The 15,789-nt window shown below is 54.5% G+C and carries 28 protein-coding genes and 1 pseudogene; all 29 read left to right on the top strand.

Going from position 1 to position 15,789, the window contains the following annotated elements:
* Positions 1-72: pseudogene (gene rpsL, locus LIX91_RS13720) on the top strand (30S ribosomal protein S12); the annotation flags it as partial.
* A 122-nt stretch (positions 73-194) separates the two neighbouring features.
* Complete coding sequence (gene rpsG / locus LIX91_RS13725) at positions 195-665, top strand: 30S ribosomal protein S7 (RefSeq protein WP_002555493.1); 471 nt, start codon at positions 195-197, stop codon at positions 663-665.
* A 30-nt stretch (positions 666-695) separates the two neighbouring features.
* The gene (gene fusA / locus LIX91_RS13730; RefSeq protein ID WP_003317109.1) at positions 696-2,801 is read left to right on the top strand and encodes an elongation factor G; all 2,106 of its coding nucleotides are present in this window, start codon (positions 696-698) and stop codon (positions 2,799-2,801) included.
* Between the two features lie 31 nt (positions 2,802-2,832).
* Positions 2,833-4,026 (top strand): elongation factor Tu, encoded by a 1,194-nt coding sequence (gene tuf, locus LIX91_RS13735; RefSeq protein ID WP_003344210.1) that lies wholly within the window; start codon positions 2,833-2,835, stop codon positions 4,024-4,026.
* A 141-nt stretch (positions 4,027-4,167) separates the two neighbouring features.
* On the top strand, positions 4,168-4,479 hold the full coding sequence (gene rpsJ, locus LIX91_RS13740) for a 30S ribosomal protein S10 (protein WP_002555491.1): 312 nt from the start codon (positions 4,168-4,170) through the stop codon (positions 4,477-4,479).
* A gap of 81 nt (positions 4,480-4,560) precedes the next feature.
* Positions 4,561-5,196 (top strand): 50S ribosomal protein L3, encoded by a 636-nt coding sequence (rplC, locus tag LIX91_RS13745; RefSeq protein WP_002555490.1) that lies wholly within the window; start codon positions 4,561-4,563, stop codon positions 5,194-5,196.
* 12 nt (positions 5,197-5,208) lie between these two features.
* On the top strand, positions 5,209-5,811 hold the full coding sequence (rplD, locus tag LIX91_RS13750; RefSeq protein WP_002555489.1) for a 50S ribosomal protein L4: 603 nt from the start codon (positions 5,209-5,211) through the stop codon (positions 5,809-5,811).
* A complete protein-coding gene (rplW, locus tag LIX91_RS13755; protein WP_002555488.1) occupies positions 5,808-6,107 on the top strand; it encodes a 50S ribosomal protein L23 in 300 nt (99 codons plus the stop codon). Before rplD ends, rplW begins: the two co-directional genes overlap by 4 nt.
* Before the next feature lie 14 nt (positions 6,108-6,121).
* Positions 6,122-6,946 (top strand): 50S ribosomal protein L2, encoded by an 825-nt coding sequence (gene rplB / locus LIX91_RS13760; RefSeq protein WP_003317104.1) that lies wholly within the window; start codon positions 6,122-6,124, stop codon positions 6,944-6,946.
* Between the two features lie 16 nt (positions 6,947-6,962).
* Entirely contained in the window at positions 6,963-7,238 is a 276-nt protein-coding gene (rpsS, locus tag LIX91_RS13765; RefSeq protein WP_002555486.1) for a 30S ribosomal protein S19, read from the top strand.
* 13 nt (positions 7,239-7,251) lie between these two features.
* Positions 7,252-7,584, top strand: a complete 333-nt coding sequence (rplV, locus tag LIX91_RS13770) for a 50S ribosomal protein L22 (protein WP_002555485.1) — start codon at positions 7,252-7,254, stop codon at positions 7,582-7,584.
* Positions 7,585-7,597: 13 nt separating this feature from the next.
* Positions 7,598-8,284 (top strand): 30S ribosomal protein S3, encoded by a 687-nt coding sequence (rpsC, locus tag LIX91_RS13775; RefSeq protein ID WP_003176422.1) that lies wholly within the window; start codon positions 7,598-7,600, stop codon positions 8,282-8,284.
* A gap of 12 nt (positions 8,285-8,296) precedes the next feature.
* Positions 8,297-8,710: a 50S ribosomal protein L16 gene (gene rplP, locus LIX91_RS13780; RefSeq protein ID WP_002555482.1), complete on the top strand. Its 414-nt coding sequence runs from the start codon at positions 8,297-8,299 to the stop codon at positions 8,708-8,710.
* Positions 8,710-8,901: a 50S ribosomal protein L29 gene (gene rpmC / locus LIX91_RS13785; protein ID WP_002555481.1), complete on the top strand. Its 192-nt coding sequence runs from the start codon at positions 8,710-8,712 to the stop codon at positions 8,899-8,901. Before rplP ends, rpmC begins: the two co-directional genes overlap by 1 nt.
* A 2-nt stretch (positions 8,902-8,903) precedes the next feature.
* Positions 8,904-9,170, top strand: coding sequence for a 30S ribosomal protein S17 (rpsQ, locus tag LIX91_RS13790; RefSeq protein ID WP_002555480.1), 267 nt, complete (start codon positions 8,904-8,906; stop codon positions 9,168-9,170).
* Between the two features lie 23 nt (positions 9,171-9,193).
* Positions 9,194-9,562 carry a 50S ribosomal protein L14 gene (gene rplN, locus LIX91_RS13795; RefSeq protein WP_002555479.1) on the top strand — a complete coding sequence of 123 codons (369 nt, stop codon included), beginning with the start codon at positions 9,194-9,196 and terminating at the stop codon, positions 9,560-9,562.
* Positions 9,563-9,573: 11 nt separating this feature from the next.
* Positions 9,574-9,888 carry a 50S ribosomal protein L24 gene (gene rplX / locus LIX91_RS13800; protein WP_003317102.1) on the top strand — a complete coding sequence of 105 codons (315 nt, stop codon included), beginning with the start codon at positions 9,574-9,576 and terminating at the stop codon, positions 9,886-9,888.
* A 20-nt stretch (positions 9,889-9,908) separates the two neighbouring features.
* A complete protein-coding gene (rplE, locus tag LIX91_RS13805; RefSeq protein WP_002555477.1) occupies positions 9,909-10,448 on the top strand; it encodes a 50S ribosomal protein L5 in 540 nt (179 codons plus the stop codon).
* 13 nt (positions 10,449-10,461) lie between these two features.
* Positions 10,462-10,767 carry a 30S ribosomal protein S14 gene (rpsN, locus tag LIX91_RS13810; RefSeq protein WP_002555476.1) on the top strand — a complete coding sequence of 102 codons (306 nt, stop codon included), beginning with the start codon at positions 10,462-10,464 and terminating at the stop codon, positions 10,765-10,767.
* 214 nt (positions 10,768-10,981) lie between these two features.
* Positions 10,982-11,374: a 30S ribosomal protein S8 gene (rpsH, locus tag LIX91_RS13815; protein ID WP_002555475.1), complete on the top strand. Its 393-nt coding sequence runs from the start codon at positions 10,982-10,984 to the stop codon at positions 11,372-11,374.
* A 12-nt stretch (positions 11,375-11,386) separates the two neighbouring features.
* The gene (gene rplF / locus LIX91_RS13820; RefSeq protein WP_002555474.1) at positions 11,387-11,920 is read left to right on the top strand and encodes a 50S ribosomal protein L6; all 534 of its coding nucleotides are present in this window, start codon (positions 11,387-11,389) and stop codon (positions 11,918-11,920) included.
* A gap of 10 nt (positions 11,921-11,930) precedes the next feature.
* Positions 11,931-12,281 carry a 50S ribosomal protein L18 gene (gene rplR / locus LIX91_RS13825; protein WP_002555473.1) on the top strand — a complete coding sequence of 117 codons (351 nt, stop codon included), beginning with the start codon at positions 11,931-11,933 and terminating at the stop codon, positions 12,279-12,281.
* A gap of 3 nt (positions 12,282-12,284) precedes the next feature.
* Positions 12,285-12,785, top strand: a complete 501-nt coding sequence (gene rpsE, locus LIX91_RS13830; protein WP_003317099.1) for a 30S ribosomal protein S5 — start codon at positions 12,285-12,287, stop codon at positions 12,783-12,785.
* Positions 12,786-12,787: 2 nt separating this feature from the next.
* Positions 12,788-12,964, top strand: coding sequence for a 50S ribosomal protein L30 (rpmD, locus tag LIX91_RS13835; RefSeq protein ID WP_002555471.1), 177 nt, complete (start codon positions 12,788-12,790; stop codon positions 12,962-12,964).
* Between the two features lie 3 nt (positions 12,965-12,967).
* Entirely contained in the window at positions 12,968-13,402 is a 435-nt protein-coding gene (gene rplO, locus LIX91_RS13840) for a 50S ribosomal protein L15 (protein WP_002555470.1), read from the top strand.
* Positions 13,403-14,737, top strand: a complete 1,335-nt coding sequence (gene secY / locus LIX91_RS13845) for a preprotein translocase subunit SecY (RefSeq protein WP_002555469.1) — start codon at positions 13,403-13,405, stop codon at positions 14,735-14,737.
* Positions 14,738-14,765: 28 nt separating this feature from the next.
* Positions 14,766-14,882 carry a 50S ribosomal protein L36 gene (gene rpmJ, locus LIX91_RS13850; RefSeq protein WP_002555468.1) on the top strand — a complete coding sequence of 39 codons (117 nt, stop codon included), beginning with the start codon at positions 14,766-14,768 and terminating at the stop codon, positions 14,880-14,882.
* A 130-nt stretch (positions 14,883-15,012) separates the two neighbouring features.
* Positions 15,013-15,369, top strand: coding sequence for a 30S ribosomal protein S13 (rpsM, locus tag LIX91_RS13855; protein ID WP_002555467.1), 357 nt, complete (start codon positions 15,013-15,015; stop codon positions 15,367-15,369).
* 30 nt (positions 15,370-15,399) lie between these two features.
* The gene (gene rpsK / locus LIX91_RS13860; RefSeq protein ID WP_002555466.1) at positions 15,400-15,789 is read left to right on the top strand and encodes a 30S ribosomal protein S11; all 390 of its coding nucleotides are present in this window, start codon (positions 15,400-15,402) and stop codon (positions 15,787-15,789) included.

Here is a 15,789-nt window from a genome sequence, read left to right on the forward strand (position 1 = left end):
TCTTTGGATACTTCCGGCGTTAAAGGTCGTAACCAGGGTCGCTCGAAATACGGTACCAAGAAGCCTAAGTAGTTTTTGGCTTCTGTTTGAAATTGCAGATTTCTATTTTTCTGAGTCGATAAGAGTAAGGTCGGGCGCATCCCTCGCAGGATGGTGGTCCCGAGCTAACCTGAAGACCGTTTGAGGGCTTATCCATGCCAAGAAGACGCGTAGCAGCCAAGCGCGAAGTGCTTGACGATCCAAAATACGGCAGCCAGATTCTGGCCAAGTTCATGAACCACGTAATGGAAAGCGGCAAGAAAGCCGTTGCCGAGCGTATCGTTTATGGCGCGCTGGAAAAGGTTAAAGAACGTAAGAACAGCGACCCCCTGGAAATCTTCGAGAAAGCTCTCGACGCCATCGCTCCGCTGGTCGAAGTAAAGTCGCGCCGTGTAGGCGGTGCTACTTACCAGGTTCCTGTCGAAGTTCGTCCGTCCCGTCGTAATGCTCTGGCAATGCGTTGGCTGGTAGACTTCGCGCGCAAGCGCGGTGAGAAGTCAATGGCACTGCGTTTGGCTGGCGAACTGCTGGACGCTGCCGAAGGTAAAGGTGCTGCGGTCAAGAAGCGTGAAGACGTGCACCGTATGGCTGAGGCCAACAAGGCTTTCTCGCACTACCGCTTCTAATTTCAGCGTCACTAATTTTGCGAGGGCTTTATGGCTCGTACTACTCCGATTGGCCGCTACCGTAACATTGGTATCGTCGCTCACGTGGATGCTGGTAAAACCACCACCACCGAGCGCGTCCTTTTTTACACCGGCAAAAGCCACAAAATGGGCGAGGTGCATGACGGCGCCGCGACCACGGACTGGATGGTTCAGGAGCAGGAGCGTGGTATTACCATTACTTCTGCTGCTATTACTGCCTTCTGGCAGGGTTCCGAGAAGCAACACAAAGACCAATACCGTTTCAACGTTATTGACACCCCGGGCCACGTTGACTTCACCATTGAAGTTGAGCGTTCCCTGCGTGTGCTCGACGGCGCGGTCGTTGTGTTCTGTGGTACTTCTGGCGTAGAGCCGCAGTCCGAAACCGTATGGCGTCAAGCCAACAAGTACGGCGTTCCACGTATCGTTTACGTGAACAAGATGGACCGTGCTGGTGCGAACTTTCTGCGCGTAATCGCTCAGATCAAGCAGCGTCTGGGTCACACCCCGGTGCCGATCCAGCTGGCCATTGGTGCCGAAGACAACTTCCAGGGTCAGATCGATCTGATGTCCATGGAAGCTGTTTACTGGAACGATGCCGACAAGGGTATGGTTCCACGTCGTGAGCCTATCCCTGCTGAACTGCAGGAACTGGCTGACGAGTGGCGCAGCAACATGGTCGAGGCTGCGGCCGAAGCCAGCGAAGAGCTGATGAACAAGTACCTTGAGGGTGAAGAACTCACCAACGAGGAAATCAAGGCCGCTCTGCGTCAGCGTACTATCGCTGGTGAGATCGTTCTTGCTGTTTGCGGTTCTTCCTTCAAGAACAAGGGTGTTCCCCTGGTTCTCGACGCCGTGATCGACTACCTGCCGGCTCCAATCGATATTCCAGCTATCAAGGGTTCCGATCCTGATAACGAAGAAATCCTGATGGAGCGTCATGCAGACGACAACGAGCCGTTCTCGGCTCTGGCGTTCAAGATCGCTACCGACCCATTCGTGGGTACCTTGACTTTCGTCCGTGTTTACTCGGGCGTGTTGGCATCCGGCGACGGCGTGATCAACTCGGTCAAGGGCAAGAAAGAGCGTGTGGGTCGTATGGTGCAGATGCACGCAAACGCCCGCGAAGAGATCAAGGAAGTGCGCGCTGGTGACATCGCGGCCTTGATCGGCATGAAGGACGTCACCACTGGTGAGACCTTGTGCAACGCTGACAAGCCAATCATCCTGGTTCGTATGGACTTCCCGGAGCCGGTTATTTCGGTTGCCGTTGAGCCTAAAACCAAGGATGACCAGGAAAAAATGGGTATCGCACTGGGCAAACTTGCTCAGGAAGACCCGTCTTTCCGCGTCAAGACTGATGAAGAGACTGGTCAAACGATCATCTCTGGCATGGGCGAGCTGCACCTGGACATCCTGGTTGACCGGATGCGCCGTGAGTTCAACGTCGAAGCCAACATCGGCAAGCCTCAGGTTTCCTATCGTGAGCGCATCACGAAGAACTGTGAAATCGAAGGCAAGTTCGTTCGTCAATCCGGCGGTCGTGGCCAGTTCGGTCACTGCTGGATCCGTTTTGCACCTGCTGACGAAGGTCAGGAAGGTCTGCAATTCGTAAACGAAGTGGTAGGTGGTGTTGTTCCCAAGGAATACATCCCGGCTATCCAGAAGGGTATCGAAGAGCAGATGAAGAACGGCGTTGTTGCCGGTTATCCGCTGATCGGCCTGAAGGCTACCGTGTTTGATGGTTCCTACCATGACGTCGACTCGAACGAGATGGCGTTTAAGGTGGCTGCTTCCATGGCGACCAAGCAACTGGCCCAGAAGGGCGGTGGTGAGCTGCTTGAGCCGATCATGGCGGTAGAGGTTGTTACGCCTGAAGACTATATGGGTGACGTGATGGGCGACCTTAACCGCCGTCGCGGCATGATTCTGGGTATGGAAGATACGGTTTCCGGCAAAGTAATTCGTGCCGAGGTTCCGTTGGGTGAGATGTTCGGTTATGCGACCGACGTTCGCTCCATGTCTCAGGGTCGCGCAAGCTACTCTATGGAATTCAAAAAATACAATACAGCTCCGTCGCACATCGTCGAAACTGTAACCAAAAAACAAGGCTGATTCAGCGCCTTTAGGCTAGGAGTTATTTGTCGTGGCTAAAGAAAAATTTGATCGTTCCCTCCCGCACGTCAACGTTGGCACCATTGGTCACGTTGACCACGGTAAAACCACGCTGACCGCTGCTCTGACTCGCGTCTGCTCCGAAGTTTTCGGTTCGGCTGCTGTTGAATTCGACAAGATCGACAGCGCACCGGAAGAAAAAGCTCGTGGTATTACCATCAATACCGCGCACGTCGAATACAAATCGTTGATCCGTCACTACGCTCACGTTGACTGCCCAGGTCACGCTGACTACGTGAAGAACATGATCACTGGTGCTGCCCAGATGGACGGCGCGATTCTGGTTTGTTCGGCCGCTGATGGTCCGATGCCACAAACCCGTGAGCACATCCTGCTGTCCCGTCAGGTTGGCGTTCCGTACATCGTGGTCTTCCTGAACAAGGCTGACCTGGTAGACGACGCTGAGCTGCTGGAACTGGTTGAGATGGAAGTGCGCGATCTGCTGAGCACTTACGACTTCCCGGGCGACGACACTCCGATCATCATCGGTTCTGCTCGTATGGCTCTGGAAGGTAAAGACGACAACGAAATGGGCACCACTGCCGTTCGTAAACTGGTTGAAACACTGGACTCGTACATTCCAGAACCAGTTCGTGTTACCGACAAGCCGTTCCTGATGCCGATCGAAGACGTGTTCTCGATCTCCGGTCGCGGTACTGTTGTGACTGGTCGTATTGAGCGCGGTATCGTCAAGGTTCAGGATCCACTGGAAATCGTTGGTCTGCGTGACACTACCGTCACCACCTGCACCGGTGTTGAAATGTTCCGCAAACTGCTCGACGAAGGTCGTGCTGGCGAGAACTGCGGCGTGCTGCTGCGCGGCACCAAGCGTGACGACGTTGAGCGTGGCCAGGTTCTGGTCAAGCCAGGCAGCGTCAAGCCGCACACTCAGTTCGAAGCTGAAATCTACGTTCTGAGCAAGGAAGAAGGCGGTCGTCACACTCCGTTCTTCAAAGGCTACCGTCCACAGTTCTACTTCCGTACTACCGACGTAACTGGTAGCTGCGAACTGCCGGAAGGCGTAGAAATGGTTATGCCAGGTGATAACGTTAAAGTTTCCGTTACCCTGATCAAGCCAATCGCAATGGAAGATGGTCTGCGTTTCGCAATCCGTGAAGGCGGTCGTACCGTCGGCGCTGGCGTCGTAGCCAAAATCATCGCTTAAGCGTTGAGTCCCAAAAAGAGCCCCCGCACTGCGGGGGCTTTTTTATTGGGTTGACACCTTGTTAGGTCGTCTATAGAATTGCGCCTCCTTTTAACGGGCGTATTGCGCTCGGTGGGAACAGCAATCTGGAGTCTGAATCCAATGCAAAACCAGCAAATCCGTATCAGGTTGAAGGCTTTTGACCATCGCCTGATCGACCAATCAACCCAGGAAATCGTGGAAACCGCGAAACGTACTGGTGCACAGGTGCGTGGTCCGATTCCACTGCCGACTCGTAAAGAGCGGTTCACCGTTCTGGTTTCTCCGCACGTCAACAAAGACGCGCGCGACCAGTATGAGATCCGTACTCACAAGCGTGTTCTGGACATTGTCCAGCCAACGGAAAAAACCGTTGATGCGCTTATGAAGCTTGATCTTGCGGCCGGTGTGGAAGTTCAGATCAGCCTCGGCTAAGACTTGGGTCTTAGTCGTGTAACGCTCTGAAATGGGCGGCCATAGCGGGTGAAAGCCCCGTACACTCATGAGGTTTACAACATGACTATTGGTGTAGTCGGTCGTAAATGCGGTATGACCCGTATTTTCACCGAAGAAGGTGTCTCCATTCCGGTCACGGTCATTGAGATCGAGCCGAATCGCGTCACTCAGTTCAAAACCGAAGAAACCGATGGCTATCGTGCAGTGCAAGTCACTGTCGGCGAGCGTCGCGCTTCGCGTGTCACAGCCGCTCAGGCTGGCCACTTCGCTAAAGCGAACGTTGCCGCCGGTCGTACCGTCATGGAATTCCGTCTTGAAGAAGGCGACTACCAGGCTGGCGATCAGATCAACGCTGAAATCTTCGCCGCTGGTCAGCTGGTTGATGTAACCGGTCAGTCCAAGGGTAAAGGCTTCCAGGGTACGATCAAGCGTTGGAATTTCCGTGGTCAAGACAATACCCACGGTAACTCCGTCTCCCACCGCGTCCCAGGCTCTATCGGCCAGTGCCAGACTCCTGGTCGTGTATTCAAGGGCAAAAAAATGTCCGGTCATATGGGCGCTGAGCGCGTGACCGTGCAGTCCCTGGAAGTAGTGCGCGTGGACGCTGAACGCAATCTGTTGTTGGTCAAGGGTGCTGTTCCTGGCGCTACTGGCGGCAACCTGGTTGTACGTCCGGCAGCCAAGGCTCGCGGTTAAGGGGAAGCTGACATGCAATTAAATGTAAATGACGCTCAGGCAATCGAAGTTTCCGAACTGACATTTGGCGGCGAATTCAACGAGACGCTGGTTCACCAGGCAGTCGTGGCCTACATGGCTGGCGGTCGTCAGGGTAGCAAGCAGCAAAAGACCCGTTCCGACGTTCGTGGTGGCGGTAAGCGCCCTTGGCGTCAGAAAGGTACTGGCCGTGCTCGTGCCGGTACTATCCGTAGCCCAATCTGGCGTGGCGGCGGTACCACTTTCGCAGCTCGTCCTCAGGATCACACTCAGAAGCTCAACAAGAAGATGTATCGCGCTGCTCTGCGCTCCATCCTTGCTGAACTGGTTCGTACTGATCGTTTGGTCGTGGTTCAGGACTTCGCTGTTGAAGCACCGAAAACCAAAGATTTGCTGAACAAGCTGACTGGCATGGGCCTGACTGACGTCCTGATCGTGTCTGACGCTGTTGACCAGAATCTGTACCTGGCTGCTCGTAACCTGCCGCACGTTGATGTACGTGACGTTCAAGGTTCCGATCCAGTTAGTCTGATCGCATACGACAAAGTGTTGATCACTGTGTCGGCCGTGAAGAAATTCGAGGAGCTGCTGGGATGAACCAGGAACGCGTATTTAAAGTTCTGCTTGGCCCGCACGTTTCCGAGAAGGCTACGGTTCTTGCAGACAAAAAAGGTCAGTTCGTTTTCAAGGTTGCTACTGACGCAACCAAGCTGGAAATCAAGAAGGCCGTCGAAAGCCTGTTCAGCGTGAAAGTAGAGCGTGTTACTACCCTGAATGTTCTGGGTAAGAGCAAGCGCACTGCTCGCGGTCTGGGCAAGCGTAATGACTGGAAGAAGGCAGTTATCTCCCTTCAGCCAGGCCAAGATCTCGATTTCAGCAGCAGTGCTGAGTAAGGAAGGGGTGCATCATGGCAATCGTTAAATGCAAACCGACTTCCCCTGGCCGCCGTTTTGTGGTCAAGGTGGTCAACCAGGAGCTGCATAAAGGCGCTCCTCACGCACCGCTGCTCGAGAAAAAATCGAAGTCTGGTGGTCGTAACAACAATGGTCGTATTACTACCCGTCATATCGGTGGTGGCCATAAACAGCATTATCGTCTGGTCGACTTCCGTCGCAACGACAAGGATGGCATTGCTGCCACCGTCGAGCGTATCGAATACGATCCAAACCGTACTGCTCACATTGCTCTGCTGCTTTACGCAGACGGCGAGCGCCGCTACATCATCGCCCCTAAAGGCGTGAGTGCTGGCGACCAGCTGATTGCAGGTGCTCTGGCACCAATCAAGCCGGGCAACGCTCTTCAACTGCGCAACATTCCAGTTGGTAGCACCGTACACGGCATCGAACTGAAGCCAGGTAAAGGCGCACAGATCGCTCGTTCCGCTGGTGCCTCGGCACAGCTGATCGCTCGTGAAGGTGTATACGTAACCCTGCGTCTTCGCTCCGGTGAAATGCGTAAAGTACTGTCTGAGTGCCGTGCAACGCTGGGCGAAGTCTCGAACTCCGAGCATAGCCTTCGTTCGCTGGGTAAAGCGGGTGCCAAACGCTGGCGTGGCGTTCGCCCAACCGTTCGTGGTGTTGCCATGAACCCGGTTGACCACCCACATGGTGGTGGTGAAGGTCGTACCTCTGGTGGTCGTCATCCGGTATCGCCGTGGGGCTTCCCGACTAAGGGCGCGAAGACTCGTGGTAATAAGCGTACCGACAAAATGATCGTCCGTCGTCGCAAGTAAATAGAGGGATACGACAGTGCCACGTTCTCTGAAAAAAGGTCCTTTTATTGATCTTCACCTACTGAAGAAGATCGAAGTGGCGGCGGAAAAGAACGATCGCAAACCAGTTAAGACCTGGTCGCGTCGTTCGATGATCCTGCCACAAATGGTCGGTTTGACCATTGCAGTGCATAACGGTCGCCAGCATGTTCCAGTTCTCGTGAACGAAGACATGGTCGGCCATAAACTAGGCGAGTTTGCCGGTACCCGCACATATCGTGGGCACGTGGCAGACAAGAAAGCCAAGCGTTAAGGGGTAAGGAACGATGGAAGTAGCCGCTAAGTTGTCGGGCGCTCGAATCTCCGCCCAGAAAGCCCGCTTGGTCGCCGACCAGATCCGCGGGAAGAAGGTGGGCGAAGCGCTCAACCTGTTGGCTTTCAGCAGTAAGAAAGCCGCCGAGATCCTGAAGAAAGTGCTGGAGTCGGCTGTAGCCAACGCCGAGCATAACGAAGGCGCAGACGTTGATGACCTCAAGGTCTCCACCGTTTTCGTCAACGAAGGGCGTTCGCTGAAGCGCATCATGCCACGTGCTAAAGGCCGTGCTGATCGCATCGTCAAGCGGTCTTGCCATATCACTGTCAAGGTTGCTGACAAGTAACGGAGTCGAAGAGATGGGTCAGAAAGTACATCCCATTGGCATTCGCCTGGGAATCGTCAAGGAGCACACCTCCGTCTGGTACGCAGACGGTCGGACTTATGCGGACTATTTGTTCGCTGATCTGAAAGTGCGTGAGTACCTCCAAGACAAATTAAAAAGCGCGTCCGTCAGCCGTATCGATATCCATCGTCCGGCTCAGACAGCACGTATCACCATCCACACCGCTCGTCCAGGTATCGTTATCGGGAAGAAAGGTGAAGATGTTGAGAAACTGCGTCAGGACCTGACCAAGCAAATGGGTGTGCCTGTGCACATCAATATCGAAGAGATCCGTAAGCCGGAGCTCGACGGTATGCTGGTTGCGCAGAGCGTAGCTCAGCAGCTGGAGCGTCGCGTAATGTTCCGTCGCGCTATGAAGCGCGCTGTTCAGAACGCCATGCGCATTGGTGCCAAAGGCATCAAAATCCAAGTGAGCGGTCGTCTCGGCGGTGCTGAAATCGCACGTACTGAATGGTATCGCGAAGGTCGTGTGCCACTGCACACCCTGCGTGCCGACATCGACTATGCCAACTACGAAGCTCACACCACTTACGGTGTGATCGGTGTAAAGGTTTGGATCTTCAAAGGCGAAGTAATTGGTGGTCGCCAAGAAGAACTGAAACCACAAGCACCAGCGCCTCGTAAAAAAGCTGCTAAGTAAGGGGTACGCCAAATGTTGCAACCAAAGCGTACGAAGTTCCGCAAGCAGATGACCGGCCACAACCGTGGTCTGGCACTGCGCGGTAGCAAAGTCAGCTTCGGCGAGTTCGCGCTGAAGTCTGTTGCTCGTGGTCGTCTCACCGCTCGTCAGATCGAGTCAGCGCGTCGTGCTCTGACCCGTCACGTTAAACGTGGCGGCAAGATCTGGATCCGTGTGTTCCCGGACAAGCCTGTAACCAAAAAGCCACTCGAAGTTCGGATGGGTAAAGGTAAGGGTAACGTGGAGTACTGGGTTGCCCAGATTCAGCCAGGCAAAGTCCTGTATGAAATCGAGGGTGTTACTGAAGAGCTGGCGCGTGAGGCTTTCGCCCTGGCTGCTGCAAAGCTGCCGCTCGCCACCTCCTTTGTTAAGCGGACGGTGATGTGATGAAAGCGAATGAACTTCGTGAAAAATCAGCACAGCAGCTGAACGAGCAACTGCTCGGCCTGCTGCGCGACCAGTTCAATCTGCGTATGCAGAAAGCAACTGGCCAGTTGGGGCAGTCTCATCTGCTCTCGCAAGTTAAGCGTGACATCGCTCGCGTGAAAACTGTGCTCAACCAGCAGGCAGGTAAGTAATCATGGCTGAAGCCGAAAAAACTGTCCGTACGCTGACTGGCCGTGTTGTCAGCGACAAGATGGACAAGACCATCACCGTTCTGATCGAGCGTCGCGTAAAGCACCCGATCTACGGTAAATACGTTAAGCGTTCGACTAAGCTGCACGCACACGACGAAACCAATCAATGCCATATCGGCGACAAGGTCACTATTCGTGAAACTCGTCCGGTAGCCAAGACCAAGTCTTGGGCGTTGGTTGATATCCTCGAACGCGCTGTGGAAGTCTAAGGGCTAGGGGTCGGAGAAATTATATGATTCAGACTCAATCCATGCTCGATGTGGCCGATAACAGCGGCGCACGCCGCGTTATGTGCATCAAGGTGCTGGGTGGCTCCCATCGTCGTTACGCTGGTATCGGTGACATCATCAAAGTAACCGTCAAGGAAGCAATTCCTCGCGGCAAGGTGAAGAAAGGCCAGGTGATGACTGCAGTTGTAGTCCGCACTCGCCACGGTGTTCGTCGTGCAGACGGCTCCATCATCCGCTTCGATGGCAACGCTGCTGTTCTGTTGAACAACAAGCAAGAGCCGATCGGTACCCGTATCTTTGGGCCAGTGACCCGTGAACTTCGTACTGAGAAGTTCATGAAGATCGTCTCGCTCGCCCCAGAAGTGCTCTAAGGAGATCCGACATGCAAAAGATTCGTCGTGACGACGAGATCATCGTGATCGCCGGCAAAGACAAAGGTAAGCGCGGTAAGGTGCTCAAGGTTCTCGCTGACGACCGTTTGGTCGTTGGTGGGATCAACCTGGTGAAGCGTCATACCAAGCCAAACCCGATGTCGGGCGTACAGGGCGGTATCGTCGAGAAAGAAGCGCCAATGCACGCTTCTAACGTCGCCATTTTCAACGGCGCAACCAACAAGGCTGACCGCGTTGGTTTCAAAGTTGAAGACGGCAAGAAAATTCGTGTCTTCAAGTCGACCCAAAAAGCGGTTGATGCTTGAACACTGCTAGGTAGAAGACCATGGCACGACTAAAAGAGATTTACCGGAAGGAAATCGCTCCGAAACTTAAGGAAGAACTTAAGCTTTCGAACGTGATGGAAGTTCCGCGCGTTACCAAAATCACCCTGAACATGGGTCTGGGCGAAGCGATCGGCGACAAAAAAGTCATCGAGCACGCTGTTGCTGACCTGGAAAAGATCACCGGTCAAAAGGTCGTTGTGACTTACGCTCGGAAATCCATCGCTGGCTTTAAAGTCCGTGAAGGTTGGCCGATCGGCGTCAAAGTGACCCTGCGCCGCGATCGTATGTATGAATTCCTGGATCGTCTGCTGTCGATCTCCCTGCCTCGGGTTCGCGACTTCCGCGGCCTGAATGCCAAGTCCTTCGATGGTCGTGGTAACTACAGCATGGGCGTAAAAGAGCAGATCATCTTCCCGGAAATCGACTACGACAAGATCGATGCTCTCCGCGGTCTGGACATTACCCTGACCACCACTGCCAAGAACGATGATGAAGGTCGCGCATTGCTGCGTGCTTTCAAATTCCCGTTCCGCAACTGATTGGAGTAGGAAAATGGCCAAGAAGAGCATGAAAAACCGTGAGCTGAAGCGTCAGCTCACCGTTGCCAAGTACGCCAAGAAGCGTGCAGAGCTGAAAGCAATCATCGTTGATCTGAACGCAAGTCCAGAAGCGCGTTGGGAAGCTACCGTAGCCCTGCAGAAGCAACCACGTGACGCAAGCGCTGCGCGCATGCGTAACCGTTGCCGCATCACTGGTCGTCCACACGGCGTTTACCGCAAGTTCGGCCTTGGCCGTAACAAGCTGCGTGAAGCAGCTATGCGTGGCGACGTTCCAGGTCTGGTCAAAGCCAGCTGGTAAGGCGACACCTCTCGCGCCCTCCCGCCGGTTACGCAAGTCACCGGTCGGGATGGAGCCTGAATTTGAATCAAGCCCCTTTTGGGGCTTGATTCATTTCTGGGGTAGGACTAGAATTACCGGCTCGCCTGAGCCCGTGTTTTTACTTGCCCGGAAGTTCTCGGCGATCAAGCTGTAGCCGCAAGGCTAATTATTTTGTTTTAGGAGCGTCTAGCCCATGAGTATGCAGGACCCGTTAGCGGACATGCTAACTCGTATCCGTAATGCCCAGATGGCTGAAAAGCCCGTCGTAAGCATGCCATCTTCCACGTTGAAGGTTGCTGTAGCAAAAGTCCTGAAGGACGAAGGCTACATTGCGGGTTATCAGATCAGCAGCGAAGTTAAATCCTCGCTGTCCATCGAGCTTAAGTACTTCGAAGGCCGTCCGGTCATCGAAGAGGTTAAGCGCGTCAGCCGCCCAGGCTTGCGTCAGTACAAGTCCTCCGATGATCTGCCGAAAGTTCGTGGCGGTCTTGGTGTGTCTATCGTCTCCACCAGTAAAGGTGTGATGACGGATCGTGCTGCGCGCGCTGCCGGTGTCGGTGGCGAAGTGCTTTGCACTGTGTTCTAAGGGGGGATAAGCATGTCACGCGTCGCTAAGAACCCCGTTAAGCTGCCATCCGGCGTCGAAGTCAAACTCGTCGGCCAGCTGCTTTCGGTGAAGGGTGCCAAGGGCACTCTAGAACTGAACATCCATTCGTCCGTTGAGATTGTTGAAGAAGCTGGTGAGCTGCGTTTCGCTGCTCGCAATGGCGATCAACAAACCCGCGCAATGGCAGGCACCACTCGTGCACTGGTAAACAACATGGTCCAAGGCGTAAGCCAAGGCTTCGAGCGCAAGCTCCAGCTGGTCGGTGTTGGTTACAAGGCGCAAGCAAAAGGCACGGTACTGAACCTTGCACTTGGCTTCTCGCACCCAGTGGACTACGAATTGCCGAATGGCATCACCGCTGAGACCCCCAGCCAGACCGATATCCTGATTCGCGGTATCGATAAGCAGTTGGTTGGTCAAGTGGCCGCTGAGATCCGCGACTTCCGCCGTCCTGAGCCTTACAAAGGCAAAGGTGTGCGTTACGCAGACGAAGTCGTCCGCCGTAAAGAAGCCAAGAAGAAGTAGGGCATAGCAAATGACCGTCAAAAAAGTTACCCGACTGCGTCGCGCTCGCAAAGCACGCCTGAAAATGCACGAGCTAGAAGTCGTGCGTCTCTGCGTGCACCGCTCTTCGCAGCACATTTATGCCCAGGTCATCTCGGCCGACGGCAGCAAAGTCCTGGCAAGCGCCTCGACTTTGGACAAAGAACTGCGTGATGGCGCCACTGGCAACATCGACGCGGCCACTAAGGTTGGCAAGCTGGTCGCCGAGCGCGCGAAAGCCGCGGGTGTATCGCAAGTCGCTTTCGACCGTTCTGGCTTCAAGTACCACGGCCGTGTCAAAGCGCTGGCTGATGCTGCTCGTGAAGGCGGGCTGGAGTTCTAAGTTATGTCAAATCACGACCAAAAACGCGACGAAGGCTACATCGAGAAGCTGGTTCAAGTTAACCGCGTGGCCAAAACCGTAAAAGGCGGCCGTATCTTCACTTTCACTGCGTTGACCGTAGTGGGTGATGGTAAAGGGCGCGTTGGCTTCGGCCGTGGCAAGTCACGTGAAGTGCCTGCTGCAATCCAGAAAGCGATGGAAGCTGCTCGTCGCAACATGATTCAGGTTGATCTGAACGGCACTACCCTGCAGTACGCAATGAAGTCTGCTCATGGCGCCTCCAAGGTGTACATGCAGCCTGCTTCTGAAGGTACCGGTATCATCGCTGGCGGCGCAATGCGCGCAGTGCTGGAAGTTGCTGGTGTCCAGAACGTATTGGCCAAGTGCTACGGTTCGACTAACCCGGTAAACGTGGTTCACGCTACGTTCAAGGGTTTGAAGGGCATGCAGTCTCCTGAGTCGATCGCTGCCAAACGTGGCAAGCGTGTTGAGGAGATCATCTGATCATGGCTACCGTTAAAGTAACGCTGATCAAAAGCATGACCGGCCGCATCCCTAATCACAGATTGTGCATTAAGGGTTTGGGTCTGCGTCGCATCGGTCACACTGTAGAAGTCCTGGATACTCCCGAAAATCGCGGGATGATCAACAAGGCTTACTACATGCTGCGAGTCGAGGGTTAATCGATGAAACTCAATGATCTGAGTCCAGCGCCGGGTTCCCGTCGCGAAAAGCATCGTCCGGGCCGTGGTATCGGTAGTGGTTTGGGCAAGACCGGTGGCCGTGGCCACAAAGGTCAAAGCTCCCGCTCCGGTGGCACTATTGCTCCGGGCTTTGAGGGCGGCCAACAGCCGCTGCATCGTCGCCTGCCAAAATTCGGTTTCGTTTCCCTGAAGGCCATGGACCGCGCAGAAGTGCGTCTGTCCGAGCTGGCTAAAGTGGAAGGCGACATCGTAACTGTGCAGTCCCTGAAAGATGCCAACGTGATTAACCAGAACGTTCAGCGTGTGAAAATCATGCTGTCGGGCGAAGTTACTCGCGCTGTCACTATCAAGGGTATCGCCGCCACCAAAGGTGCGCGTGCGGCTATCGAAGCAGCTGGCGGCAAGTTCGAGGAATAAATGGCTAAGCAAGGTGCTCTCTCAGCGCTCGGCAAAGGCGGTATGTCTGAACTCTGGGCTCGTCTGCGTTTTCTGTTCCTGGCGATTATCGTCTACCGAATAGGCGCACACATCCCGGTTCCAGGTATCAACCCGGACCGACTCGCAGAACTGTTTCGACAGAATGAGGGGACCATTCTTAGCTTGTTCAACATGTTTTCCGGCGGCGCGCTGGAACGGATGAGCATCTTTGCACTGGGGATCATGCCGTACATTTCGGCATCGATCATCATGCAGTTGATGACCGCCGTCAGCCCGCAGCTGGAGCAGTTGAAGAAGGAAGGTGAAGCTGGCCGTCGCAAGATAAGCCAGTACACCCGCTATGGCACCGTTGTCCTGGCTCTGGTCCAAGCTATCGGCATGTCCGTTGGTCTGGCGAGTCAGGGCGTCGCGTTTTCTGGGGACCTGGGTTTCCACTTTGTGGCCGTAACTACCTTCGTGGCAGGTGCGATGTTCATGATGTGGCTGGGCGAGCAGATCACCGAACGCGGTGTCGGCAACGGTATCTCGATGTTGATTTTCGCAGGTATCGTCGCCGGTCTTCCGAGAGCAATAGGGCAGTCTTTCGAGTCTGCACGTCAGGGTGATATCAATATCTTCGCTCTGGTTGCAATCGGTTTGCTGGCGGTAGCGATCATCGGTTTTGTGGTGTTCATTGAGCGTGGTCAGCGTCGTATCGCTGTTCACTACGCCAAGCGTCAGCAGGGCCGCAAGGTCTTCGCTGCGCAGACCAGCCACTTGCCGCTGAAAGTGAACATGGCTGGTGTCATACCGGCCATTTTCGCGAGCAGCATTTTGCTGTTCCCGGCTTCGTTGGGGTCCTGGTTCGGTCAGTCTGAAGGTCTGGGCTGGTTGCAGGACATCTCGCAGTCGATCGCTCCTGGTCAGCCGTTGAATATTCTGCTGTTTAGTGCAGGGATTATTTTCTTCTGCTTCTTCTATACGGCGTTGATGTTCAATCCGAAAGACGTAGCGGAAAACCTGAAGAAGTCCGGTGCCTTTATTCCGGGTATTCGTCCAGGCGAGCAGTCGGCACGCTATATTGATGGCGTTTTGACTCGCTTGACCATGTTCGGTGCTCTATATATGACGGCCGTGTGTCTGCTTCCCCAGTTCCTGGTGGTCGCGGCAAACGTACCGTTCTACCTTGGCGGGACCTCGTTGCTGATCGTGGTCGTGGTTGTGATGGACTTTATGTCGCAAGTGCAATCTCACCTCGTTTCGCACCAGTATGAATCCCTGATGAAGAAAGCCAACCTGAAGGGCTACGGTGGCAGCGGCGGTATGCTGCGCTGAAGCACCCCTAAGGTTCGAGGAGTTGGTGATGAAAGTTCGTGCATCGGTGAAAAAGCTGTGCCGTAACTGCAAGATTATCCGCCGCGAAGGTGTGGTTCGAGTAATTTGCAGCGCGGAACCACGTCATAAGCAGCGCCAAGGCTGATTGTGATTTGTGCTTAAGCCCAGCAGCTAGTGCGCTGCTGGGTTGATTATTTGTTACTACAGCGATATTATCTCGCGCCCTATTTCTTGGCTTCCGGGGCGTAGGTAGCTGTCAATTGGAGTCCCACTGAATGGCCCGTATTGCAGGCGTTAACATTCCAGATAACAAGCATACTGTTATCTCGTTGACCTACATCTATGGTGTTGGTCGCACCACCGCACAGAAAATTTGTGCAACCACCGGCGTAAACCCGGCGGTGAAAATCAAAGATCTGAGCGACGAGCAGATTGAACAGCTGCGTGGCGAAGTGGCGAAGTTCACCACTGAAGGTGACCTGCGTCGCGAAATCAACATGAAAATCAAGCGCTTGATGGACCTGGGCTGCTACCGCGGTCTGCGTCATCGTCGTGGTCTTCCAGTGCGCGGTCAGCGTACCAAGACCAACGCGCGTACTCGCAAAGGTCCGCGTAAGCCGATCCGCAAGTAATCGCACCAGCGCAACGACAGGAATTTAGTCATGGCAAAACCTGCTGCTCGTCCTCGTAAAAAAGTTAAAAAGACAGTGGTTGATGGCATCGCCCACATCCACGCGTCGTTTAACAACACAATCGTCACCATTACCGATCGTCAAGGTAACGCTCTTTCGTGGGCTACCTCCGGCGGTTCGGGTTTCCGTGGTTCGCGCAAGTCCACCCCGTTCGCTGCTCAAGTAGCTGCTGAACGTGCTGGTCAAGCTGCGCTGGAGTACGGTCTGAAGAACCTCGACGTCAATGTCAAGGGTCCAGGCCCAGGTCGTGAATCCGCTGTCCGTGCATTGAACGGTTGTGGCTATAAGATCGCCAGCATCACCGACGTGACGCCAATCCCGCACAACGGGTGCCGTCCGCCGAAGAAGCGCCGCGTGTAA

This window comes from Pseudomonas sp. B20 (assembly GCF_020515755.1).
In the GTDB taxonomy this organism is placed as follows: domain Bacteria; phylum Pseudomonadota; class Gammaproteobacteria; order Pseudomonadales; family Pseudomonadaceae; genus Aquipseudomonas; species Aquipseudomonas syringae.